This is a genomic window from Acidaminobacter sp. (genome assembly GCF_030247605.1).
GTDB lineage: Bacteria > Bacillota > Clostridia > Peptostreptococcales > Acidaminobacteraceae > Acidaminobacter.
The window spans coordinates 21,082-45,464 of sequence record NZ_JAOTSB010000004.1 but is presented as its reverse complement, the minus strand read 5'-3'; the positions used below and the strand labels follow the sequence as shown (position 1 = coordinate 45,464).

At 47.9% G+C, this 24,383-nt stretch carries 21 protein-coding genes; 13 read left to right on the top strand and 8 right to left on the bottom strand.

Annotated features, from left to right (window positions below; translation table 11 throughout):
* From OEL90_RS02975 to OEL90_RS02965, 3 genes are read left to right on the top strand one after another with little or no spacing between them, the layout of a single operon-like run.
* Positions 1–1,590, top strand: a complete 1,590-nt coding sequence (locus OEL90_RS02975; protein ID WP_300687090.1) for a sugar ABC transporter ATP-binding protein — start codon at positions 1–3, stop codon at positions 1,588–1,590.
* Positions 1,580–2,605, top strand: coding sequence for an ABC transporter permease subunit (locus OEL90_RS02970; protein ID WP_291404611.1), 1,026 nt, complete (start codon positions 1,580–1,582; stop codon positions 2,603–2,605). Before OEL90_RS02975 ends, OEL90_RS02970 begins: the two co-directional genes overlap by 11 nt.
* Positions 2,598–3,704, top strand: coding sequence for an ABC transporter permease subunit (locus tag OEL90_RS02965; protein ID WP_291404612.1), 1,107 nt, complete (start codon positions 2,598–2,600; stop codon positions 3,702–3,704). Before OEL90_RS02970 ends, OEL90_RS02965 begins: the two co-directional genes overlap by 8 nt.
* A 103-nt stretch (positions 3,705–3,807) precedes the next feature.
* Here OEL90_RS02965 and OEL90_RS02960 read toward each other — a convergent pair whose 3' ends face one another.
* From OEL90_RS02960 to OEL90_RS02945, 4 genes are read right to left on the bottom strand one after another with little or no spacing between them, the layout of a single operon-like run.
* Complete coding sequence (locus OEL90_RS02960) at positions 3,808–4,785, bottom strand: ABC transporter ATP-binding protein (protein WP_291404613.1); 978 nt, start codon at positions 4,783–4,785, stop codon at positions 3,808–3,810.
* Positions 4,760–5,623 (bottom strand): protein phosphatase 2C domain-containing protein, encoded by an 864-nt coding sequence (locus tag OEL90_RS02955; protein ID WP_291404614.1) that lies wholly within the window; start codon positions 5,621–5,623, stop codon positions 4,760–4,762. Before OEL90_RS02955 ends, OEL90_RS02960 begins: the two co-directional genes overlap by 26 nt.
* A 13-nt stretch (positions 5,624–5,636) precedes the next feature.
* Positions 5,637–7,259: an ABC transporter permease gene (locus OEL90_RS02950; protein WP_291404615.1), complete on the bottom strand. Its 1,623-nt coding sequence runs from the start codon at positions 7,257–7,259 to the stop codon at positions 5,637–5,639.
* A 10-nt stretch (positions 7,260–7,269) separates the two neighbouring features.
* Positions 7,270–8,352 (bottom strand): extracellular solute-binding protein, encoded by a 1,083-nt coding sequence (locus OEL90_RS02945; protein ID WP_291404616.1) that lies wholly within the window; start codon positions 8,350–8,352, stop codon positions 7,270–7,272.
* A 250-nt stretch (positions 8,353–8,602) separates the two neighbouring features.
* Between OEL90_RS02945 and OEL90_RS02940 the strand changes: the two genes are divergently transcribed.
* The 7 genes from OEL90_RS02940 (at position 8,603) to OEL90_RS02910 (ending at position 15,136) form a co-directional block, all read left to right on the top strand.
* Positions 8,603–9,259 (top strand): peroxiredoxin, encoded by a 657-nt coding sequence (locus tag OEL90_RS02940; protein WP_291404617.1) that lies wholly within the window; start codon positions 8,603–8,605, stop codon positions 9,257–9,259.
* A gap of 244 nt (positions 9,260–9,503) precedes the next feature.
* The gene (locus tag OEL90_RS02935; protein WP_291404618.1) at positions 9,504–9,698 is read left to right on the top strand and encodes a hypothetical protein; all 195 of its coding nucleotides are present in this window, start codon (positions 9,504–9,506) and stop codon (positions 9,696–9,698) included.
* A gap of 169 nt (positions 9,699–9,867) precedes the next feature.
* Positions 9,868–10,431, top strand: a complete 564-nt coding sequence (locus OEL90_RS02930) for a CD3073 family putative ECF transporter S component (protein ID WP_291404619.1) — start codon at positions 9,868–9,870, stop codon at positions 10,429–10,431.
* Positions 10,424–10,918, top strand: coding sequence for a CD3072 family TudS-related putative desulfidase (locus tag OEL90_RS02925; protein ID WP_291404620.1), 495 nt, complete (start codon positions 10,424–10,426; stop codon positions 10,916–10,918). The genes OEL90_RS02930 and OEL90_RS02925 overlap by 8 nt, the downstream gene beginning before the upstream one ends.
* A 239-nt stretch (positions 10,919–11,157) precedes the next feature.
* Entirely contained in the window at positions 11,158–12,255 is a 1,098-nt protein-coding gene (locus OEL90_RS02920; protein WP_291404621.1) for an ABC transporter substrate-binding protein, read from the top strand.
* Between the two features lie 177 nt (positions 12,256–12,432).
* A complete protein-coding gene (locus tag OEL90_RS02915; RefSeq protein WP_300687087.1) occupies positions 12,433–14,112 on the top strand; it encodes an ABC transporter permease in 1,680 nt (559 codons plus the stop codon).
* Positions 14,069–15,136 carry an ABC transporter ATP-binding protein gene (locus OEL90_RS02910; protein WP_291404623.1) on the top strand — a complete coding sequence of 356 codons (1,068 nt, stop codon included), beginning with the start codon at positions 14,069–14,071 and terminating at the stop codon, positions 15,134–15,136. The genes OEL90_RS02915 and OEL90_RS02910 overlap by 44 nt, the downstream gene beginning before the upstream one ends.
* Positions 15,137–15,216: 80 nt before the next feature.
* Here the strand turns inward: OEL90_RS02910 and OEL90_RS02905 are convergent, their stop codons facing one another.
* Together OEL90_RS02905 and OEL90_RS02900 are read right to left on the bottom strand one after the other, a co-directional pair.
* Positions 15,217–15,639, bottom strand: coding sequence for a class I SAM-dependent methyltransferase (locus OEL90_RS02905; RefSeq protein WP_291404624.1), 423 nt, complete (start codon positions 15,637–15,639; stop codon positions 15,217–15,219).
* A gap of 395 nt (positions 15,640–16,034) precedes the next feature.
* Positions 16,035–17,723, bottom strand: coding sequence for an Ig-like domain-containing protein (locus OEL90_RS02900; RefSeq protein ID WP_291404625.1), 1,689 nt, complete (start codon positions 17,721–17,723; stop codon positions 16,035–16,037).
* 426 nt (positions 17,724–18,149) lie between these two features.
* On the opposite strand from OEL90_RS02900, the gene OEL90_RS02895 reads away from it, so the two are divergent.
* Together OEL90_RS02895 and OEL90_RS02890 are read left to right on the top strand one after the other, a co-directional pair.
* Positions 18,150–18,548, top strand: a complete 399-nt coding sequence (locus OEL90_RS02895) for an OsmC family protein (protein ID WP_291404626.1) — start codon at positions 18,150–18,152, stop codon at positions 18,546–18,548.
* A gap of 357 nt (positions 18,549–18,905) precedes the next feature.
* Positions 18,906–19,661 (top strand): hypothetical protein, encoded by a 756-nt coding sequence (locus OEL90_RS02890; RefSeq protein ID WP_291404627.1) that lies wholly within the window; start codon positions 18,906–18,908, stop codon positions 19,659–19,661.
* Between the two features lie 207 nt (positions 19,662–19,868).
* Here OEL90_RS02890 and OEL90_RS02885 read toward each other — a convergent pair whose 3' ends face one another.
* The gene (locus tag OEL90_RS02885) at positions 19,869–21,281 is read right to left on the bottom strand and encodes an ATP-binding protein (protein ID WP_291404628.1); all 1,413 of its coding nucleotides are present in this window, start codon (positions 21,279–21,281) and stop codon (positions 19,869–19,871) included.
* A gap of 187 nt (positions 21,282–21,468) precedes the next feature.
* Positions 21,469–22,830 carry an MATE family efflux transporter gene (locus tag OEL90_RS02880; RefSeq protein WP_300687083.1) on the bottom strand — a complete coding sequence of 454 codons (1,362 nt, stop codon included), beginning with the start codon at positions 22,828–22,830 and terminating at the stop codon, positions 21,469–21,471.
* A gap of 453 nt (positions 22,831–23,283) precedes the next feature.
* Here OEL90_RS02880 and msrB point away from each other — a divergent pair, with 453 nt between their 5' ends.
* Complete coding sequence (gene msrB / locus OEL90_RS02875) at positions 23,284–24,261, top strand: peptide-methionine (R)-S-oxide reductase MsrB (protein ID WP_414635012.1); 978 nt, start codon at positions 23,284–23,286, stop codon at positions 24,259–24,261.
* The last annotated feature ends 122 nt before the right edge of the window (positions 24,262–24,383 follow it).

The window sequence follows — 24,383 nt, the reverse complement described above, 5'->3', positions numbered from 1 at the left end:
ATGGGTCAGCCAATAATTGAAATGAAGCAAATCAGCAAATGCTTTGGCGAAGCTCGTGCCCTGGACCAAGTTGATCTGTCCCTTTGGGCGGGAGAAATCCATGGGCTTGTCGGCTCCAACGGTTCAGGTAAAAGTACCTTGCTCAATATCTTGAATGGGCATCCTGTCATAGCGGAAACAGGAGGCTTTAGTGGGGAAATAAGGGTAGCGGGTCAGACAGCTTCGCCAGGGAGCATTGTGGAAGCTATACAGCAGGGTATAGGTATGGTTCATCAGGAGTTTGCCTTAATGCCTGAAATGAGCGTCAAGGACAACCTGAGGGCAGGATACGAGGTTTCAAACCCTCTGATCGACCGTCTTGTGGGGGCATCATTTTCTCCAATTTTAGAAGTTGAAAACCGAAGGCTGGCTTCTGAGGCCCTGGCTTCTCTTGGGATAGAGCTCAATATGGATGAAAAAGTCCGCAACCTGCCGGTCCATCTCAAGCAATTTGTAGAAATTGGAAGGGAGGTAGGTAGAGACGGTCTTCGTCTCTTAATTTTGGATGAGCCTACGGCCTCCATGAGTCAGGAAAATGCAAAGGACATGATGGAGGCCTTAAAAAGACTTAAACAAAAGGGGATTGTCATTCTCTTTGTTTCACATCGACTGGAAGAAGTCGTCTCTTTATGTGACAGAGTAACTGTCCTCAGGGACGGACGTGTCGTAAGTCAGCACCTCGCGCCAGAGCTTGACCCTGAGAAACTTGCACTCGACATGATCGGTGAGGGTGTCCTCAAAGCTCAGCATTTCAGGGAAGAAAACATGACGGAAACGGTTTTCCTCAAAATGAAGCAGATAGCGTCCAGGACTGAATCCATCGCCTCAGCAGGGATAAGTCTTGAGGTCAATAAGGGCGAAGTTATGGGACTGACGGGTTTAGCAGGCCATGGCTTTACTATGCCGGGTAATTTCTTGATGGGAGGTGTGCCGTGGACGGGGGAAATCGAACTGGACGGACAACGTTTAAGCTCGGGCTCCATTCAGGAAGCATTGAGGCAGGGCGCCTTCATGTTGCCTGATGAACGCAAGGAGCTGGGTCTTATGCTCCACGCTTCCATAAGTGAGAATATTGCCTTTGCTGCCAGACATAATTTGAAGCGCTTTATCAGCAGGCTTTGGCCTCTGCCTTTTGGACTGTCAAATCAGCAGCAGGCGGATGCGTTCGCGCTTGAGATGATCAGAGCTTTAGGGATCAAGTGCAGAGGCCCCCATCAGCATGTCAGGGAGCTCAGCGGAGGAAATCAGCAAAAGGTATGCATCGCACGGGCCATTGCCATGTCTCCTAAGCTTCTGTTTGTAGGTGAGCCCACAAGAGGCATGGACATCCAATCAAAAGAAATGGTGCTGAAGCTGCTGATTGAGATGAACAGGACTATCGGCACAACTTTGATTATTGCCTCAAGTGAGTTGGAGGAGCTCATCAGGCTTTGTGACAGGATCGCGGTTTTCAGGGACGGCGAGGTCGTGAAAGTTTTTAAGGCATTAGAGGATCCAAAGCAGATGATTCGAGTCATGTCTGGGGAGAGGGGGCATAGGGATGCGCATTAAATTAAAGCCGCCGACCATAGTGATCCTCATCTATTTGGCCATGCTGCTCGCTGGCGGCTTTTATGTCGGGTTGCCGCTATTCCCCATTCTGAGCGAATCCATGGTCAAATTCGCGATGAATGGGATCATGGTCTTATCTCTTCTGCCAATGATTCACGCTGGAGTAGGTTTGAATTTTGGAATGCCGGTTGGGTTAAGTGCGGCACTGGTTGGCATGAGTCTGGCGATACAATTCAAACTACAGGGGGGTGTCGGCTTTTTGTCCTCGCTGGTTTTCGCGATTGCTATAGCCGTAGTATTTGGCGCTGCCTATGGGAAATTACTTAACCGGCTTAAAGGTCGGGAAGAAATTGCCGGCGTTTTCACTGGCTTTGCCTTTATTCCACTCATGAATATATTTTGGACGGTGGCACCGTTCACCAATCGGCAAATGCTTTATCCTGTGGGCGGTGTAGGTCTTAGGCCCAAGATCAGCCTGGATGGGTACTTCAGATTTATCCTGGATGAGACGCTGGTGATCCAACTCGGAAAAATTTCTATCCCACTAGGGCTCTTATTATTTTATGCCCTGGTCGTTGCGGTAATTGCACTGATCTTTAAAACGCAAAACGGGAAGGCTATGGCTGCGCTTAGGCTTAACAGCGGCTTCGCAAGGCTCTCCGGTGTGGATGAGAACCGCGTCAGGCTTTTGGCGGTCATCCTTTCCACGGCCATAGCGGCCGTTGGTATGTGCGTTTACAGTCAAAGCTTCGGCTTTGTGCAGCTTTATGACGGGGCTTCCATGTTGACCTTTCCAGCGCTTTCGGCCTTGTTGATCGGCGGCGGCGGAAGCAGACAGGCGACGATCACGAACGCTGTGGCAGGGGCTTATCTCTATCAGTTTGTCTATCTCCTCAGTGTTCCGGTTGCGAATGCCATCCTGATTCCGGAATTAGCTGAGCTCCTTAGAATGATCATCACTAATGGCGTAATTTTATTTGCTATGCTGATGGAAAGGAGATGGCAGCATGCTTAAATTCAGGGTTTTTCCAACACATCGCCAAAGCCGTGGCTCAGGTACCGATACCAGCTGTGATGGCATGATGTTTCACGAAAAAGGCAAAAATCAGCTTATCGCTAATTTTCTCCGCAAGCATCTCTTGACGCTGATCTTTGGAGTGCTGTGCTGGGTTGGCTTCAATGCCGCCGGGGTCAGTCTTGGCTTTGTCGGCGGGGAGTTGTACGTCAGGACAGTCAGAAATGCTGTGACGATTCTGGCGCTGCTTATCCCCATTCTCGCAGGCATGGGGCTTAATTTCGCCATCATTATAGGGGCTATGATTTCGCAGCTTTCCATGATTATCATTTCTGACTTCTCGATTCCTGGCCTTGGTGGAATCTTTGCTGCTTTCGCTCTGACACTTATGCTGTGTTTCATCTTCGGACATCTGATCGGTCGGATCATGAATGCGGCAAAAGGGAAAGAGATGATTGTCGGGATTGTGACGGGCTATCTGGGCTCTAATATGTATCAGATGCTTTTTCTAGTGGGCTACGGCACGCTGATCATGCCCAGGAATCCTGAAATCCTGTTGTCCAGAGGCATTGGCATGAGGAACATGATTGATATTCAGGGCTACAGGGCTGTGTTTATGAACAGCCCCTTGCTGATTTTCACCATAGTTTGCGCCGCGGCTGGGTTCATTTATTACCTTCAGTGGACAAAACTTGGAAGGCGTTTTGCCATTCTCGGTGAAGGGATGCAAACCGCCCAGCTCCTGGGTATTGATGTCGATAAAACGCGAATAGCGGCCATAATTCTGTCGACGATACTGGCAGGCGTCGGACATCTTATGTTTATTATTGAAATGGGAAATGTTAATGTGTATACCGGACATCTCAACATTGACATTTTCTCCAGTGCGGCCCTGCTTGCTGGAGGGGCTTCTCTCAAGTATGCCCGCATTCGTCATGTATTTATTGGGCTGTTTCTGTTTCACACATTATTTATTGTCTCGCCTTTGGCGGGTCAAAATATTTTCAATAGCGCAGCCATTGGGGAATATTTCCGAAGCTTCGCGGCGTATGCGACAATTGTGCTGGCGTTGGTGCTGAATCAGAGAAAGCGAGCATGAGCTAAATTATAATTATCAGATCATCTTGAAAGTTGTTACACAGGATATAGGACGCAAAAAAGCGATGCCATTGAGCCGAACGGCTCAAATTAGCATCGCTTTTTTATCTCAATATTTTTATATGTTCATTTATATTAAAGTCAAAACGGATCGTGTCCCCCACTTTAAAAGGATAAGCTTTAATTTGCTTTGTAAATGCCTCGGCAACAAGATCGCGCTCCTGCCAAACCAACTTTATCTTCTGAATACTCCCAAGGTATTCAACCCATGTGACAACACCTTCCTCTGCGCCATCCGGCGTCAGTTTAATGGTATCAGGCCGGCACATCGTCACACCGTGTTCATCTTCAAAAAAATTGCACTCGCCCATGAAGCTTGCCACAAAGCGGTTGACGGGCGCTTCGTAAACTTCTACAGGCGCTCCGGTCTGAAGGATTTGGCCATCTTTCATAATGACAATCCGATCCGCAATAGCCATGGCTTCTTCCTGATCATGGGTGACATACACACTCGTTATGCCGTACTCCTTTTGAATGCTTCTGATTTCCTGGCGCATAGCAACTCTTAGTTTTTCATCAAGATTGCTGAGGGGCTCGTCAAATAATAGCACATCCGGATTGACCACCAGACTGCGGGCTAGGGCGACTCTCTGCTGTTGGCCGCCGCTGAGCTCCTGGATTTTACGCGAGCCAAGGCTCGTTAGCTGAACCTTCTCCATAATCTGTGACACTTCACGCTGCCTGGTAGCAGCGTCTTTCTTTCGCATAAGGAGACCATACTCTATGTTTTCTGTCACCGTCATATGCGGGAACAGCGCATAGCTTTGAAAGACCATGGCGGCGTTTCTCTTTTGGGGTGCCCAAGCACTGACCTCCTCATTGCCAAAGTAAATTTGGCCGCGGTCCGGATCCAGGGGGATCAGACCTGCAATAATCCGAAGAAGTGTCGTCTTGCCGCAGCCGGAAGGGCCCAGCAGCGCTACGAGTTCACCCTGGGAGACCTCCAGATCAATGTCATCAAGCGCCTTGTGAGTGCCATAAAAATGAGAAATACCTTTAAGCCGAATGTCGATCTGAATCACCTCGATCCTCGAACTCTATCAGGACAATCGTCGCATCGTCATGGGTTTTCAATCTTTGGAGCTTAACCTTCGCGGCGTCCTCCTTCTCGTGCTGCCGGAGTTCCTCGACCATCGGCTCAAGTCCTCTGGTGCGAAAGGCTTCAATGAGCGCATCCCGCTGGTAAAACCGGTCAAGGGGGCTGATGCCATCTGTGGTGAGCAAGCAGCTTTCCAGGGAGTCCAGCGCGACAGTATGATAAATTCCTTGCTGAATAGCCACCGGATCATGCGCCAGGATATAGTAGCCACCTTTAGTATTCATCTGCATGCGGTGCTCCCTGAGCAAAGCAAGCTCCTCTGCTGTAAAATCCTTAAAAACACAGAAATTTTGCCGATGGGCATTGCCATTCATCATCGCAATAACTTTGGCATCCAGATGCTTCAGACTGTCATCAGTGATCACTTGGACCTGCCCTTTTTTATCTTTCAGGGAAATTTCCGCATCTCCCAGGACAAAGCACTCCAGATCCCCGTTGACTGTTCTGACTACTGCCAGCGCCGAGGACACCTGCTCCAGGCTCGAGAGGCTTTCAACAGGCTTGAAGGTCGAAAAGGCCTCGTTGAAGGCATGGACTCCTGCCTCCAGGATCTCGTGAAGTGACTTGTCCAACTGATCCAAGTGGGTCGTCAAATAGTCATGCCACCAGTGGACCATCCAGACGACGTCGTTTTCTGCAGGTGTATACCTGGAATCGACCAGAGCGGAGGCGCCGTCCATGACAAAGGCACTGTGGCGGGTGACACCGTAGATATCCTCATTTGAAGATTTGATGCTATGGGTATAAGCTGTCGTTTTCATAAGGTTTACCTCTCTATTCCGTCAGACTCTGTAATTTTCTTATCAAGGCCGCGCCAATGAACGTCAAAGCCAGTACCAGGGCGCCGTAAGCCATAGCGAGACCAATGTTGAACTCAAAGATGCTGTTGACCATGGCAATCGAAATGGGCCTGTTGGAAGCAGTGTATAAAAAAGCGGAAATGGTATATTCACCGAGACTTCTGATGAAGACGAGCAGGAGACCTGCCCAAATCCCAGGGGCAATCAACGGTAGGGTTATTCTCAGGAAGGTCGCGGGATTACTGGCGCCTAATGTTTTCGAAGCCTCAGCGTATTCACTTTTAAGACGCTGATAGGAGAGGGAGACGGATCGAGCGGCCATCGGCAAAAGGCTTACAAAATAGGCTATTGGAAGCAGAATCCAGGTTCCAAGAAGGGTTTGGCTGAAGCCGTTGATCATATTGATGGCAATAGCACTCGCCGGCATGGCAAAAGGCAGCATAACCATAAACTCAATCAGCGGTCTGGTCTTAGACGTTGTCTTTGTGAGAATATAAGATGCCGGAATGGAAACCATTACAGCTGCAAGCGAAGCGAACAGAGCCATCTTCACACTGTTGGCGAAGGGTGCCAGGCTTCGGGGTTTGGTAAATATATTGATATAATTGTCAAAGCTGAATTCTCTTGGATAGATCTCAATCATCCAAGTTCCAGGCTTAACAAATGACAATACAATAATAGTCAGGATTGGAAGAAAAATCATCACCGCAAATCCGGATGCAATTACTATGGTAAGCGCCCTCAAGGCCTTGTTCTTGATTTTGACTGGTTGTAGTATGGATTCTCGAACGTTAGAGACAAAGGATGCCTTTCTTTCGTAAAGACGGGCGATACCGAGATAGCTCAAGGCAAAGAGCGATAGGACGACAACTTGAGAAGCGGCCAATTCAAGATACATATTAGCCTTGGCTAAAAGAATTTGAGTCGTAAGAACCTTATATCCCCCGCCGATGATATTAGGTGCCGAAAAGGAACCAATGCCTGTCATGAAGGTCAAAATACTCGAACTGATCAGGGCTGGCTTGATGAAGGGGAAGACAATAGTGGTGAAGACCTTCCATGGGGACGCGCCCAGGTTCATGCTGGCTTCAATGACGGAGCGGTCCAGTTGCTTGATGGCAACGGTCACATTCATATAAAAATAGATGTACTGTGTATAAGCGTGAACAAGCAGAATGCCGCTGAGACCGCCGAAACTATAGGGCGGCGAGTCAAGCCCGAAGAGGCTTTCAAGTGTCTTGGTGACCAAACCGCTTTCTCCATAGAGCTGTACAAAGGAGAAGACAATGATCAGACCCGGTACCACAAGGGGCAGCATCAAAACCTTATCAAGCATCCGGTTAAAAGGCACATCAAAAAAATGGACAAAAAATGCCAAAAAAGTCCCAATCGCTCCGCAGATTAAGACCGTCAGCATACCCAGCACCAGGGTATTCTTAATAGCAACAAGGGATCCAGGCGTTTTCAGTATATACTCATAGTTAGCAAAAGAAACGCCATGGTCAGTCTGAAAACTGACCATGAGCGTTCTAACAGCAGGGAATAATATGAAAACGCCTAAAATCAGAATCAAACTGATTTTAAGTCCATGCTTCATAATGCTCACCTTATTTTTTTACATCTTTATCTGAACTTTTAATCTCGGTATCCCATTTTTGCATCCATTCGGATTGCTTAGCGGCAAGATCGGCCCAATCCACATCCATAACCTTGAATTTAATCTCGCTCATCCAGGCAGGGGCGCCTTCCAGGGCATCAGGATGCGTCGGCATGCGATTAAATGCGTTTGCAAGGAGGCTTTGGACCTCAGCGCTGCCGGCAAATTCAACAAATGCTTTGGCGGCTTCAGGATGAGGCGCGTTCTTTATAACGGCGATGCCATCTGTAATAACCGGGGATCCGCTTTCCAGATCGACGATTTCGATTGGAAGGTTATTGTTGATTTTGTTGTCCATGATATCGTTCAAGACTGAAAAACTGATAGAGGCTTCTTTTCTGCCAATTGCCTGCATCATCAGGGAGCCACTGTCAAAGTACTGCTTCGTGTTTTGGTCCATGGCCTTCATGAACGCCCAGCCTTCGTCCAGTGTAGCGTTCTTTTCAAATTGCTGGAGCAAAGCAGAATACATCACTCTTGCAGATGAGGAAAGCGCGTTTCTGAATACCAACTGATTTGCATATTTTGAATCTGCGAGATCAGACCAATCTTTTGGCAGATCCTCAGCTTTAACGAGTTCCGTGTTGTAGAAGAGGATAACTGGCGTTTGAATAGTGCCATACCAGTAGTGCTCTGCATCTTTAAAGAGCGGATCAATGGAGGCATCCCAACTCGTTTGATAAGGTTCGAAGGCATCCTGTGCTTTCAGATCCATAAACAGGTTGGAGGCGCCACCAAACATAACATCGGCTTGAGGATTGTTTTTCTCAGCGGCGACACGCTCAGAGAGCTCGCCTTTCAGGTTTATGTACTCGACTGCGACACCGGTTTCCTTGGTAAATTCAGTCGCGACGAGCTCCAGCAGATCTTCGCCGTGGGTGGAGTAAATGACGACCTTTTCCTCGAGCTGCGGCGTTTCTGGCTGCTCCGCAGGGGTTGGTGTTTCTGTTTGAGGCTCTTCCTTAGCGCAGGCAGCAATGGAAAATACCAGCATTAAAATCAGCAATAAACTTGTGTACTTCTTTAGTGTCATAACTTGTCATCTCCTTGTTTGATAAGCTAATTAAATGAATTGATTTAAAATGCATAAAATAATAAAAAGTACAACTTCATTTTAATGTTATCACCAAATACGACATATGTCATAATTATCAATTAATTTGATAGTCCGTGCGCAATGATTGAATATTTAGATGAACCATTGATTTGGTCATATAGTTGTTGAATTTTGTGAAAATAAATTTAGACTAAAACTGTAATCAAATCAAAAAGGAGGAGTAGAAATGGAATATGCATTGCCCTTATTAGGAGATCGTTTTCCTGAAATGCAGGTGAAGACAACACATGGTATGAAGAAACTGCCAGCAGATTATAGCGAAAAGTGGTTTGTTTTGTTTAGTCATCCAGGTGATTTTACTCCAGTTTGCACAACTGAATTTGTCAGCTTTGCTATGAAGAATGACAAGTTTAAAAAGTTGAATGCTGAGCTGATTGGATTATCTGTAGACCAAGTTTTCTCACATATCAAATGGGTAGATTGGATCAACGAAAATACGGATACAACGATTCCTTTTCCAGTAATTGCAGATGAGCTCGGCCTCGTTGCGACAAAACTTGGGATGCTTCATCCGGGGAAAGGAACCAATACTGTTCGCGCCGTTTTCATCATTGACCCTAACGGAATTCTCAGACTAATGATGTATTATCCTCAAGAAATTGGTCGAAGTGTGGACGAAATTCTGCGTGTCCTAAATGCGTTACAGGTCACTGACAAACATGGCGTTGCTGCCCCTGAAAATTATCCGAATAACCCTTGGTTGGGTTCAGATGTAATAGTGCCACCTGCAAGGACAGAGGAACTTAAGGCTCAAAGACTGCAAGATGCGAAAGACGGAAAATTCACCTGTAAAGACTGGTGGCTTTGTCATAAATCTTTATAATTATACTAAGGCAAAGCGTTATTTTAGGTTGGTGCAGTGAAAGTCAGAAAAAGACTATTGCTGCGCCAACTTGTGATTTTTGAATGAGTTAAGTGTAATGTTAGTCCTAAATTTATTTGGCCGATGACAGATAAAATAAAGAAGTTATCGAAAAAATGGCCATTCGGTTGAAGCTGAAGCCTGAGATAATGGATGCGTTCTTCATGTACAATAAGGTTATTTCAAATATATGGAGGTGTTTTTTGTGATAACAAAGGAAACGATTATACTGGATCTCGTGTCGGATCATCCGGAAACGGAAGCTGTTTTTTCGAGGTATGATCCTGTGGAGGGGCAGTGTGTCCTTTGCAGCAATTTGTTTGACACATTAGATGCGTTTTGCTCAGCATTCAATTTAGAAGTTGAAGAATTTTTAGAAGAAATAAAGCGTGTTTTATGATAGTCCAAGTTAAATCCAAGTTAAAATTACAATTTTTAAATTTAATATAATCTAATAAAATTTAATAATAACGCTTAAAATTCAATTCGTTTTCTCGATTGGATTAGTTGAATAAAAACTATTATAGTGATGCCATAAATCAAAATAATTATATTCTGGAGGTATCACTATGAAAATCACATCCCGCATGATGCTGATTGGTGCTTTTGGCATCGCGCTCAACCTCGTCCTTGGCACTACGGTGGCCATGCTTAAAATCCCACTGCTATTTTTGGATACTATCGGCACCATTTTTGTGGCGGCACTTTTTGGTCCGCTCATGGGAGCCATTACAGGCGGGCTAACTAATGTCATTCAGGGCATGCTCACGAATCCAGCTGATATCCCGTTTGCCCTCGTCAATATTGTCGTTGGTGTCGTTACGGGTCTGATCGCTAAAAAGTTTGGCTTCAGTTATAAAGTCGCCCTCATTGCCGGGTTGATTCTGTCCGTCGTGGCACCGCTGATTGGAACACCTATTGCTGTTTGGCTATATGGTGGTTTGACTGGTGGCGGGACAGACTTTCTGGTCGCTTGGATGCTGGCGGCGGGACACAAAGTTTTCACTGCAGCTTTTATTCCAAGAATTACGGGGAACTTTGTCGACAAGATCGCCAGTGCCTTGCTTGTGGCGTTTTTACTGACACGTCTGCCGGAATCAATGACAGGTGTCAAATCCAAACAGCATGCGTAACAAAAAGTTGATCCTTACCGCGCACTGTTTACTCAACCAAAATTCAACCTTGTTGGGATGGGAGCGTGCACCAGGGCCCTTTACTGAGCTCCTGAGCCTCCTCGCGGAGCATCAGGTCTCTATTCTGCAGCTGCCATGCCCGGAGCTGGCTTATCTGGGGCTTGAGCGGCCGCCAATGACTTTCGAGGAATACAACACCTTTGAGTACAAAGTACACTGCATTCACATGCTTAAGTCCTTTTCACTGCAGTTGAAGCATTATCTGAACAACGACTATCAAATAATGGGGATCCTCGGGATTGAGGAGAGCCCTTCCTGCGACATTCAAAAGGGTCGTGGTGTTTTTATGAAGGCGCTGCGTATTACTATGAACGCGTTAAAATCCGGGAGTTTTGAGGCAGTCCCCAAGCTGGATCTGCCAGAGACTTTGAATGAAGGGAGCTATGAGGTCTATCTCAGCAAACTTAGAAATTTGATTGAACAGTAAGGACGAAAAAGAAAACCATTGTAATTCCATTTTAATCCATAAAAAATATTTAATGATAAGGATTCTCTATTACGATTTTGAATTTTACATAACGCCACAACAGTAGTATTATTTCAAAGCACAGATTTTATAAAAATAAATCCTGACAGTCGGTTTGCGTTGGTCCAATAAACGAAGTCGAATAAACCAAGTGGTGGCAAACAAAGAGTGATCAGGAAAAAGAAATGGGAGTGAAAATGATGAAAAAATTTCTATCAGTATTTCTAATTTTGATGATGATCATCTCAGCTGTTGGTTGTTCCAAGCCGGCAGAAACCGTGCCTGCAACGCCTGCGCCGGCAGAGACACCAGCTGAAGCGCCTGCGGAAGACCTCGGCTGGAGCTCGGAGTACTATGATGCGGAAGCAATGAAAGGCCTTACGCTAAATATGTACGCCGTCACAGACAACGTCCGTGGCATCCTCGACGTCTTTACGGAAGATACAGGTATTGTCGTTGAAAACCTCACGCTCAAAAATGGCGAAATCCTCCAGCGCCTTGCCAGTGAAAAAGAGGCTGGCGTAGCAATCGCTGACCTCTGGTTTACCGGTGGCGCGGACACTTTTATTGACGGCGCGCAGAAGGGTCTTCTTCATGCTTATAAGTCACCTGAAGCTGAAGTCCTCAGCGCAAATATGAAGGATGCCGATGGTTTCTGGCACGGCACCTCACTCACTATTGTCAACTGGGTTGTCAATACGAAGCTCATTGAGGAAAAAGGTCTCAAAATGCCAGAAGTTTGGGATGATCTTCTTGATCCAGGTCTCACTGGCCAAGTTTCCATGCCGGATCCGGCATCCTCAGGAACTGCCTTTAACGTTGTCAGTTCTATGCTGGAGCTGAGAGGCGAAACAGAAGGCTGGGCTTACCTTGATAAATTGATTCCTCAAGTGCCGTTCTTTACGCCGCGAGGCAGTGATCCTGCCAATATGGTCGTCAATGGTGAAGCTATTGTAGGCATCAACGCCAGCAATGGCGACAGAGACCTTGAAGTCGCCAATCCGCACATTAAACTGGTCTATCCTTCAGACGGAACAGGCTGGTGGCCGCAGCCGGTTGCTGTCATTGAAGGCAGCAAGAATATAGACGCTTCCAAGGTCTTTATTGACTGGATTCTTTCAAAACGCGGAATGGCAGTCATGGCAGAGGTTCGCAACGCCGCAGTGGCACGTCTTGACGTTGAGCGGCCGGAAGGCATTATTGATATTAACACCATCAAACTCTTCGAAACGGACTTCCAAGCAAATGCAGAGAAGCGCGATGCGATACTGGAAGAATGGCAAAAGCGTGTCAAATAGAGATAAAAGTAATTAGAGCAAATAAGCTCCTACATAATAAATTAAGTTGAAGCTTAGAATGAGTGTGAGTGTTCCCCCAACCCTATCATTAAGCTATGCTTCAAACATTCGAAACAGGCAGGTCGGACAATACTTCCGACCTGCTGTTTCGATCTAATGATAAAAAGGAGGTGAAGCATGCGACAATCCTGGGTATCCAAGCTGTCACAGGGTTTCATGATTCTCTGCCTGGTTTATTTCATTCTTCTTCCCATTACAGGGGTCTTTGTTTATGGTTTTTTTGACGAGCAGAAGGCGCTCACGCTTCAGGATCTCGTCAGGGTCATGGGTTTTCTGAAAAACAGTATGATAGTCTCTGTGCCGGCAACGGTACTTTCTGTCGTTTTTGGCATTGCCCTTTCATTGACAGCCTATAGACTACCCAGCCGATCTGCTGGTTATTTCAGGCTCATTGGCCTGATTCCGTTGATTGATCCACCCTTTGTGGGCAGTATTGCCTTTATCATGTTGTTCGGCCGAAACGGCCTGATCACCCGATACTTGTTGGGGTTGGATTCCAGTCCCTATGGGTGGCATGGCATTGTGCTTTTGCAGGTGCTCAGTCTTTCTTCTATTGCTTATCTTCTGATTTCAAGCGCTATTCGAAAAATCGATCTAAGTCTTGAGGATGCCGCCCGAAACCTGGGCTTAACTGAACTGGGCATCTTTTTTAAGGTGACCCTGCCTATGATGATTCCTGAAATCGCCAATACGGCGCTTCTCATTTTCCTCATGTCCCTGGCGGATTTTACGACACCGCTGATTATTGGCGGTGCTTTTCAAACTCTCGCTTCCAGCATATACATCCAAATTACCGGCGTCTACAACATGAAAGTTGCTTCCCTGACAGGTGCCGCTCTTCTGCTGCCCTGTGTAGCAGCCTTTTTGATTCACCGTTACAGACTGGATCAGGCAGGTTATGTCAGTGAATACAATGATAGTGCACAAATCCACTTCCGAGTAGTACACCCTGCTGTTCGAGTGGGGCTGATCGCTTTATCGGGTGCGATTTCGGTAATGATTTTGACCAAGAATATATTTATCCTAATTGGGGCGTTTACACGCCACTGGGGCCATGATTATGCCTTTTCTCTTGACCATTTCAAGGTCGTTCTGGCCAAGGACTTTTCACCGTTTATCAATACTATTCGACTGGCGGTCACAGTGGCTGTGGTTGCATCGCTTCTGGGCATTCTCATTGCTTATTTGGTTAGGACCAAAAAAACCGTATTTCCAAAAGTCGTGGATTTTTTAGCATTGTTTCCTGCGGCTATACCGGGCATTTTATTTGGCATTGGGTATCTGGTGGTCTTTCGATATCCATTGTTTGGCGTAGGAAGGTTCATCTTCGAAGACACGCCACGGGTCATTCTTCTGGGGACTGAATTGATCATCTATATCATCTGCATTGCCCGTTTTATTAATGTTGGAACAAGGGCGGGGTACGCAACCTTGGAGCATCTGGATCCTGACCTTGAAAACGCCGCATTGACCCTAGGGGCTTCCTGGTTTTTCACCTTCACCCGTGTGATGATGCCAGCCCTCAAGGATGCTTTCTTTTCTGCTTTTTTCAAGAATTTGTCCACGACTATGACGACATTGGGCGCGATTATTTTGCTCATCCTGCCTTCGAATAAAGTTGCTATCCAACTTCTGTTTCAAACCCTGGTGAGCAGCTCCATTGGAGGCGCTGCCGCCATGGCTTTGTTGATTTCCATGACCAACATTGCCTTGTTGGTGCTGTTCCATGGCCTGTTTTACAGCAGGCAATATTATGAGCGCATGGAGAGGTGGTTCTATGAACGTCGTTCTGAATAACATGACAAAACGTTATGGTGAGCTTGCTGCCGTCAACGCGTGCAGTCTCGAGATTAAGGATGGGGAGTTGATCACGCTCCTCGGACCCAGTGGCTGCGGGAAAACCACGCTGTTGCGGATGGTTGCGGGCTTGTTGATGCCAGATGGCGGGCAATTATTTTTTGGAGAAAAAGAAATGACATTGGCTTCTGCCCAGGAACGAAAAGCCGCCATGGTCTTTCAGCACTATGCGCTGTTTCCAAATCTAAATGTAAGAGAAAATGTAGCCTTTGGCCTTAAAGCCGCAGGCATACCCCGGGAGGAAATCAGCCGGAAAGTGCGGCGTGCCCTTGAACGGGTCGATTTGGGCGCCCTAGGCTACCGACGCATGGACGAACTGAGTGGCGGACAAAAGCAGCGTGTTGCTTTGGCAAGAGCCCTTGCGGTCGAGCCCAATGTCCTTCTCCTGGATGAGCCTCTCAGCAATCTGGATGAAAAGCTGAGGCAGAGCATGCGCCGCAATATTCGTGCCCTTCAGCAAGAACTCGGCATGACAACCCTCTACGTCACCCATGACCAACAGGAAGCCATGGCCATCTCAGACCGCATCGCAGTGATGAATCAGGGTGTGATCCAGCAGCTCGGACGGCCCTATGAAATTTATGACACCCCTCGAAATGCGTTTGTAGCCGATTTTATTGGCCATGCTAATATCCTTAAGGGCAAAGTACTTAGCCGGGATTCCGGCAGATATAGGGTATTGCTGCAAGGCCGTGAGAGGTTCGTTAAAAGCAAAAAAAGTTTTGTCGATGGTGACGCCATTGAGCTGATGATCCGGCCTGAAGCTATTCAATTCTCTGAGAACGGAATTCCAGCGAACATTCAGTGGATGGAACATTTAGGCTCTATTGTAAGATATACGATGGAATGTCAGGGTACAGAGCTGCTGGTCGACCGCGTCAACGCCTTGTCAACTAAGCGCGATCAGATCGGCGATGCAGTTCGAGTAGAGTATGATGATGATGTGCTGGTAGTATTGGAATAAAAAAATCAAGTCGGTGTCTACAGGCTGTTAGCCTCTGGCACCGACTTCATCATTTCTTTATTAAAAAGTTGTTCTTTTTCTTATAAACTCTTGCGAAAGGCCGTATACCTTTTGTGGTCCGAATAAACCACCTCAAGCCCTGTCAGTGCCGCGACCGTCTCCATAGTTTTCAACGAAAAAAACGAAATATGCGTCATATCCCTGAGATAGTGGGACTTCAAGATCGCCTCGTCCTCCTCAGGATGAAACAGGGTCATGACCGCCAGCAGCCCGTCCTCTCTCAGATGATCCCGGGCAAACTTAAAGAACACCAGGGGATCCGCGAGGTGCTCCACGACCTCCGTAGACGTGATCAAGTCATAGCGCCGGTCTTGATACACTTTCTCCGTTGCGTAGAACAGGTCATAAATGTCCATGTCATACCCATAATCCCTCTCCAGGATTTTCGCCAGCACCGGTGACGGACCGCTTCCAAAATCAAGACCTTTTCTGCCGATGGTCACATAACCCACCACCGCCGCCTCAACAAACCGCTTGAAATAGTCAACATAGTTGGAGTCCTCAATGGAATTCGTATGGAGGTCATACTCCTTGAGCTCGTCTTTGGCGGAAAGGTAATGGATCTCGGACTTAAAGACAAAATCACATTGTTCGCAGCGGTAGAAGCGTTGATCTGTCGTGGGGTGGATTAATTCTCTTGTCGGTGCGTTGCATATTTTGCAGAAGATAAGATCAAACTCCTTTGATAAAAGCGGAAAGTATAAGCGGGTGTCAGCGGCCTGAAGCCTGTTGACACCCGCTTACACGTTGGACGTCGTTTTATCCTATCTCAATGAGGGGGTGGATGTCAAACAAGCCTTAAGTTAGGAAGAAGGTGTCTGACACCAGCTTCTCATAGTTAAAAGTCACCCATTAACTTCAAATGTTCATTGAAGATAACATTCTGCCCAAGCTGATTTGGATGTGGATCGCAAAAACTTCTGTAAAAACCAGTCAGACTGTCTTTATTGGTATGCGTGTTGAAGGCGGTGTAGACGTCCGCAACTCTGTAATCGAAGTCCTCAGGTAACAGATCGCCCCATGCCGTGTCTTCCAGTGACATTGTATTCCTGATGATATGATTCAGACCTAAATCTGTACTGGTACTGGCTGAGAAGTATGGATCCACCTGGTTGTAGAACGAGTCTGTCAAGCGGTATGGGTTGTAAATCGTCATGACGACCAGCGTGACATCTGGATTCAGAAATTCAATCCTATCAATCAACTGCGGCCAGTACAGTTCAAAACTATCTCTGCCGGCAGCCGCAACTGTCCAGTTGATGTCGTACTTCAGAAGGCCTGAAGTACCTCTGCCGGCGGCATCCATGATATCGTTCGCCCCAACACACAATGTAATGACGTCTGCAGCAGAAATTTGAGCACTAATTGAGTTAATTTGGTTGAAGACCTCCACCGTATTGTAGCCACTGACACTGGCGTCGAAGAAGTCGACAGAAGCGACACCGAGACTGCGCGCAAGCTGCTCCACGTAACTGTCAGTGTCGGTGCCTCCGAATAAATAGTTCAAAGCGCTAGTATAGTAGCGGCCATATGGAATGGAATCACCCAGTGCAACGTATTTCAGCGGTTGTGGTTCAGACCCGGTGATGGCCACGGTGACAAGGGCAGTGGATCCGCCGTCTAGTGAATACTCAAAGCTGCCTGTTCCAACAAAGTCTTGAGTCGGTTCAAAAGACACTGACTGGTCAGCATTGAGGGTGGCAATTCCATTTTGAGGGTTCAGTAGCTCTGTTATTGTCTTTTCACCACCATCGATATCTGTATCATTCGCCAGGACATCAATGGTGACGGAGGTATTCTCAGTAGTGGAAGCACTGTCGGCGACGGCCGTAGGCGGATCATCCACCGGAGTGACTGTGACGCTTACCGTAGCTGGATCTGTACCGCCCTTGCCGTCTGACACAGTGACCACAAAGGTGTCAGAACCGTTGAAGTTCAAAGCTGGCGTATAAGTAACTAACATGCCATTTATGCTTGCGCTGCCATTTGCAGGTGCGCTGGTGATACTTGCTGTCAGGGCATCGCGGTCCTGATCGGTTGCAATTATTGTCCCGATAACTGATTGATCCTCATTAGTTGAGAGGGAGAGATTATCAGCAATCGGAGGATTATTTGTGGTTGAGCCACCTTCAACAATGAAAGTAACTTTCAGGGATGCGATATTGCCATATCCATCCTTAACCGTTACAACTTCATTATGAGTGCCCGGTCCGGGATTTGTGAAAGTATACATTGCTTTTTCAGAGACGGCTACACCTTTTTTTAAAATTAAAGATACCGGCGGCTCAAAAGTCAAATGGCCAGAGGTGGCTACCCATGTCAATTCCTTAGAGGTCCCGTACTTTGCCACAACTTCAAACGTATGATCCACACCGACAGCTAATGTCTTGGTGAATGGAAGTGTTGTAATGGTTACTGGTGTAGTTGTACCTGGTTTAGCCGCGTAAGCGCCCAAGTTGAGGGTCGTCATCATCAAAATCAAAACAATCGCAAGTGACAGACTTTTCATTAAGTAGCCAGGTTTCATGCTGATCCTCTCCTTCAAAAACGCCGATAAAAAAGGGCATCGGCTTTGCTAAGCTCAGTTCAAAGAGATCTCTGTGAGAACTTGAAGAAATGCTGCATTTATTTTCAGGATCAGATTAGCTAATCACAAATTATCCAAGGATTAGCTGCCTGTTGCACATACTCTTCTTCGCTTACATTTATACCCTGAATCCGCCTTGATATCACTTGCCCTGACTGGTGTTGAGTACAATAAATAATTCATTAAATTTCCAAAATATACAGTAAGATATTTCTATTTTTTCATGCTTTAAAGACAATAGGTCACATTAAGAGTTGCCTATTCTGGATAAAAAGTTTAATAAGGAATTCAAAAAACACTTTACCCCCATAGGGAGGGGGTGTATAATAAAGCCAGCGATAGATAAAAATCAAACGGAGTGATCGTATGTCATTTTTAAATGTTGAATTCCCTGGCGGCCTCAGAGTCGATGCCAGACTTAAAAACCACGTCATCAAAACAGATCAGCCTGCCCGAGCGGGCGGTGAAGGCAGCGCGCCATCGCCTTTTGAACTTTTCCTTGGCTCCCTCGCAACCTGCGCCGGCATCTACGCCCTCAGCTTCTGCAAGAATAAAGGCCTTTCCACCGAGGGCATGGATCTCACCATGGATCTTGAAATGAACCGCGAGACCGGCATGATAGCCAAAATCTCCATGAACTTGTCCTTGCCGGAAGGCTTCCCTGAAAAATACAGAGAGGCAATCTTGCGCTCCATGGACCTCTGCGCCGTCAAGATGCACATGCATCAGCCGCCGGAGTTCAACATTACGACGTCGTACAAATAGAAACTCGGTGTCAGACACCCAGTTTCTTCTCTAAAATTGCAAAATGACTTCCATACCCTGATGCTTTTTGGATCAGGGCGTGGAAGTCATTTTTTTGTGTGCTGTGGGATGTGGGGAAGAGGGGGCGGAAGTCTCCGTCGATCTGCAGCTTCCATGTAGAGGAAAATGTGGATAGGTGACCACATGAAAGAACAATGTTATTATTTCGTAATGGTGAAATAAATTATATAATATCTGTAAAGTAAACAGAAATCAGAGCTTTGCGTGGTTTGGAGCGGGATATATGACCATCGGCTAAAAGCTCTGGGAGAGTTACAGTCAAAAGGCATAATATATTTTGAGAAGGGTGGAGAACGTGTGAAAAGTAAGGTTTGGGTAATACTCGCAGTCCTGGTGCTGTTAGTTCTGGTGACGGGGTGCAGTGATTCGGATCTAAACGCTGAGCCTCAGACGGGCGAAACAGAGCAAGTGTCTGAGGCGCCGGCGGACCGAGAGGTAAAAGTTCAATTTAGCTATGAGGGGCGTTATGCGCCGGATCTGAATGAGTTTTATGTCGTGGCAGGCGAATACGCGCATATTCCCGTTGGCTATGATGTGATCATCAGCGCGCCCGGGGACGCGGACCGCAAATTCAAAGTGGTGATTACACCCCGTGAAGGCGCGGACCGGATTGAAGGCATCTATGAAACCAGCGATGAGACCTATAACAAGGACTTCGACGAACACGTCATTATGGTTGAGGATCTTAGGCACCTCTATTCGCTGTATGCGCCCAATTTAGAGGCGACCTGCCAGGTTTATGACGTGACAGCCGCAGAATCCCTTGTGTTTGAGGGCACAGCCACCGTGCCGGCTTTAGAGGCGCGGGAGCTGGAGCTGCTGAGCCTGGACGTTAAAGAGTCCTCGGTCGCGGCTGCCGTCACCCATCACGCGGATATGGAGTACGAGTGGCGCATGAACACAAGCAATGACTTGTCTCTGCCGCCTCAGAGCGGGAGCCTGGGCTGGAGCAGTGAAAGCTTCAGTCTGGATGATGAGACGGAAATTGCCGTGAGCCTCTATGACGAACAGGGGCGCTTTAATAATTTCCTATTCATTTATCCGAATAAGTAAGGTTGTTTTTGCCGATGGTCACTAAATCTGGCTTTTTTGGCTGGGTGACCATCGGCTGAATTTTTGGGAAGAGGTGGAAAAGGGTGTCCGCAACTTAAATCTATTGACCCCGAGTTACTCTCAAAAATGAAAAGCTGTCCCGGAGATTCAATCCCAGAACAGCTTTTGTTGGTGATGAAAATATCGTTCTAATCTGTTGCGATATGCCTATGCCTTAATAATTCTAACCTCTTCACCTGAATAATCGCATAGAATCAGTGTTTCCTCTGATTCAGCAACTTGAGTTAGTTCTTCCGTAAATCCCGATTTTGAAAACAGCATGAAGTAGACTTTTTTATTGTTTAAGTCGAAATTCTCAGCTTTTATTTTAAGCTGGTTCAAGTGATTAAGCCCCATTTTTTTGAGTTGCCATTTACATTCTCCAAGGATCAAGTTGCCATGCAGATCTATGCCCATGACATCGATCTCTTGGTCTTTCGCCCACCATCGGCCAACTTTTACTGGTCTGATTGGTAGTTTATTCTCTCCTGCCCAGCGCTGTACGTGTCGCCTCACTACATTTTCGAACTCATAAGCGATGTATTCATCCACTCTAGGCGTTACAACTTCTTCGAGGATGATGTTGGCATTTCCTTCCAGGATCGCTGACATATAAGGATATACAAACGCATAATAAAACCTGAAAAAGCCATTATCCAACTTGTACAAACCTGATTTTGACTTCGATTTCTCTTTGTCTTTCATGTCAGCAGGGAATTCGCGGCGGACGATTCCAAGGTCAATGAGATTACCAATATAGTAGGGTAACTTCGTTTTCTCAATGCCGGTCTTCATAAATATATCATTCAGCCTGGTATCTCCGTGAGCGATGGATTCAACAATCGCATTATATTGAGCAACTTCACGAAGCTCCTGTTTCAGCAAAAACTCAGTTTCGTTAAACAGGACAGAATTGACTGAAAAAATATTTTTAAGCAGATTTTGCTCAAAAGTTAGATCCGGATTGATCATTTGCAGATAATACGGCACACCGCTGAAAACTGCAAAATATTTTAAATGCTCTGTAATGTTTCCTGCTCCAAAAAACTGACGTGCTATATCAAAATCCAGCTCATTTAGTTTTATGATTCCAGTTGTTCTTCCATATAAAGGATTCTTTTCGCCTAATACCTCATGCTCCATGAAACTCATGGCTGAGCCGCACAAAACCATCATTACATTTTTATGGCTTAATGACAGATCCCACACCTTCTGTAGAACTGATGCCAGACTTGGATTACCTTGTGCCATGTAAGGGAACTCATCAATGGCGATCACGATTTTCTCTCCACCCTCGGATAGATCCCCGAGGTAGTTGAGCGCTTTCTCCCAATCTTCAAAACTGTTCATATAAGCGCTTTTTCCAAAAGTATCGAAAATCAACTCGGACACCTTAGAGAGCTGAACATTGTCTGTGACCTGAACAGCGGAGTAGAAGAAATGCCGCTTATCTTTTATGAATTCTCTGATGAGTGAAGTTTTTCCTATCCGGCGGCGTCCATACAGCACAACGAATTCAGCTTGCTTAGTATTATATTTTTGATTCAAAAAGTCGAGCTCGTGACTTCTTCCATAAAACATCCAATCACCCTCTTACTATGAAAATATCACTTACGAATATTATAGTCAAGACTATTATAGTTATGACTATAATAATTGGGCGAAATCGATAGATAAGGATGCTTTCTGCCGGTGGTCACTTCCACCAACGAGAAACTCGGTGTCTGACACCGAGTTTCAACCATCGGCTAAAAAGGTTGGAATCTGGCTACTGAGGGCGTCTTGCTTCCTCCATCCGCCGGAGGGTCCTGTGGGCATACAGCACCGCCACCGCCGCGGCGATCCAGTTGTTAATGACAAGTCCCGTCCAGATGCCCCGGACGCCCATGGCAAGGGTCGTACCCAGGAAATAAAACATGAAGGACGGCAGAGCAATCTGCCGCAGGAAGCCAATGCCCATGGCGACATATGGCCGCTTTGAGGCCTGCATGATGGCGAGGGAGACGTTGACCAGCATGTAGGCATTGAAGACCAGAACGACGATGCGGATGATGGTAATACCCGCGGAGACCACAGCGGGGTCATTGTTGAAGGTGGAGATCAGCACCCTGGCCAGCAGGAAGATGACCACCATGCCGGAGGTCATGAGGACAAAGCCGTACTTCAGACACTGCCTGTAGACCTCGCGCACCCGGTCCAGGCGCCCGGCGCCAAAGTTCTGGCCGGCTATGGTGAGGGCAGCCATGTTGAGGCCCAGGGCCGGCAGCGTTGTCAGCTGCTCGATCCGGAGGGAGGCGCCATAGGCCGCGACTACCGCGTCGCCGCCGTAGCGCATGGCGTAGGCGTTGACTATGAACAGTCCCAGGGAATTCGTCATCATGTTGAGGCTGGCCGGCAAGGCCTGGTGCAGGATCTCCAGCATGGTTCTGACGGATAGCCGCGCGGTCTTCAGAAGATGCAGGCTGAAGGCCGGGCTTTTAACGACCTTCCTGGCCAGATAGACATTGCCGTAGAGCTGCACCAGAATGGTGGCGAGGGCCACGCCCGCGGTGCCCATGGCCGGAAAACCCAGCCACCCGAACATGAAAATAGGATCCAGGATGATGTTGAGCACGAAGGCCACAAACAGATAGTTCCGGTTGGAACGGGTATCCCCCTGGGAAGCCAGCATGGCATTCAATATGTGATTGGAGATGAAGAAGACCGCGCCCAAAAAGATCACATCGATGTAGCGGACCCCGTAATCCAGCACCTCGCCCCCGGCACCCATGAGCTCAAAAATTGGACGTCCGGCAAGGAGTCCCACTGCCATGAGGCCTAGTCCCAGGATCCAGGCCAGAACCAGGGCGTTGAGTCCCAGCCGGTGGTAGTCCTCCCGGGACTTCCGGCCGAGGGCGTTCGAGATTAGGGCGGTGGACCCGGTGCCCAGCCCCGAGCTGAATGCGATCACCATGAAGAAGATGGGAAAGGACATGGAGAGCCCCGCCAGGGCAGTGGTGCTGATCTTCCCGGCATAGAAGGTGTCCACTACGTTGAACATGGTGTTGAAGAACCACCCAATGCTGGCGGGGATGGTCAGGCGCTTGATGTGGGCTTTGATGTCGCCTGTGGTGAGGTCGGTGTGGGTCATGGCGGGGCCTCCCTTCGTTCGTGTGACGTCTTTTTTGTCCGCTTTTCGTTAATTTCAGTATAGCACGATCCGTTGAGAGTTGAAGAGATTAGAAAAGGATTAAGGCGGTGGCTCAGCCGATTGTAACGGTCGCAAAATGGGTATAAATCCAAAGTAAGTTTGAGTATCGTTGTTGCTTGTTTTTTTTGAATGGTCTCACTGGAGATCAGGAGGTATAGGGCTATGAGAAACCGGTTAGGTGATATCTTTTGGCGTCGTAGATTTGGCCGGACCGCTTCTGAAGGCGGGGGTGTTGATGGAAGGGACCATCGGCAGAAGAAGTTTTTGAGGGCTTTTGGGATCCTGACGGTGACCGCGCTGGCTATTGGCCTCGGCGGGTGTGGGGTCCAGGCACCTTCACAGGCGCCGGCTGGTGGGGCTGAGCCACTGCCGACGGCAATGCCCGCGCTGGATCTGGAGGCGCTGGAGGCTTATGAGTCGGCGGTGTTCGCGGGTGGCTGCTTCTGGTGTACGGAGTCTGATTTTCAGAAGCTGCGCGGGGTCGTGGAGGTCGTGTCGGGCTACTCGGGGGGTGCTGAGGGCGATGCGACTTATGAGGCGGTGTCCAGCAAGGAGACGGCCCATTACGAGGCGGTCAAGGTGTTTTATGACGCTGAAAGGGTGGATTACGAGCAGCTGGTGCGGTATTTTCTGACGCACATCGACCCAACGGACGATGGTGGCCAGTTCTACGACCGGGGGCCGCAGTACCGGACGGCAATCTTCGTGGCTGATGAGGCGGAGCGGGCGGTGGCGGAGGATCTGGTCGCACGGCTGAACGCGACGGGTGTGTTTGATGCGCCCGTGGTGACGGAGGTGCGGGATTTGACGGGTTTCTATCTGGCGGAGGACTACCATCAGGATTTTTGCGACTTGAATTCGTCGAACTATGAGGCCTACCGGACGGCCAGCGGGCGGGATGAATGGCTGGCTGAGGTTTGGGGGGACCGGGTTGTGGACGGCTTCTACCATTTGGAGACGCGGGTGGCATCGCTGGATGATTTGGCGATTGAGGTGACACAGGCGGATGGGACGGAGCGGGCCTTTGACAATCCGTATCATGACCTGAAGGATGCCGGGATCTATGTGGACGCGGTGTCCGGGGAGCCTCTGTTTAGCTCGCTGGACAAATTTGATTCCGGGACAGGCTGGCCGAGCTTTACGCAGCCTATTGAGTCTGGGACGGTGCGGGAGTTTGCGGATTTGACCCTGGGCATGGCCCGGGTGGAGGTGCGCAGCCGTCTGGGGGATTCCCATCTCGGGCATGTTTTCGAGGATGGACCTGACCCGACGGGGCTGCGATATTGTATCAATTCGGCTTCCTTGAGGTTTGTGCCGGTTGAGGATCTTGAGGAAGAGGGCTACGGCGACTACCTGACGCTTTTCGAATAGCGCGGAACGTGCTAGTATGAGGGTGAGGCGGTTTGCTGGAAGTTTTATTGATTTGGTTAGTGGTGGGCAGCCCGGTGGGCTGCCTTGTTTTTTGTTTGGATCAGGAAGAGTTGTTGTGATTT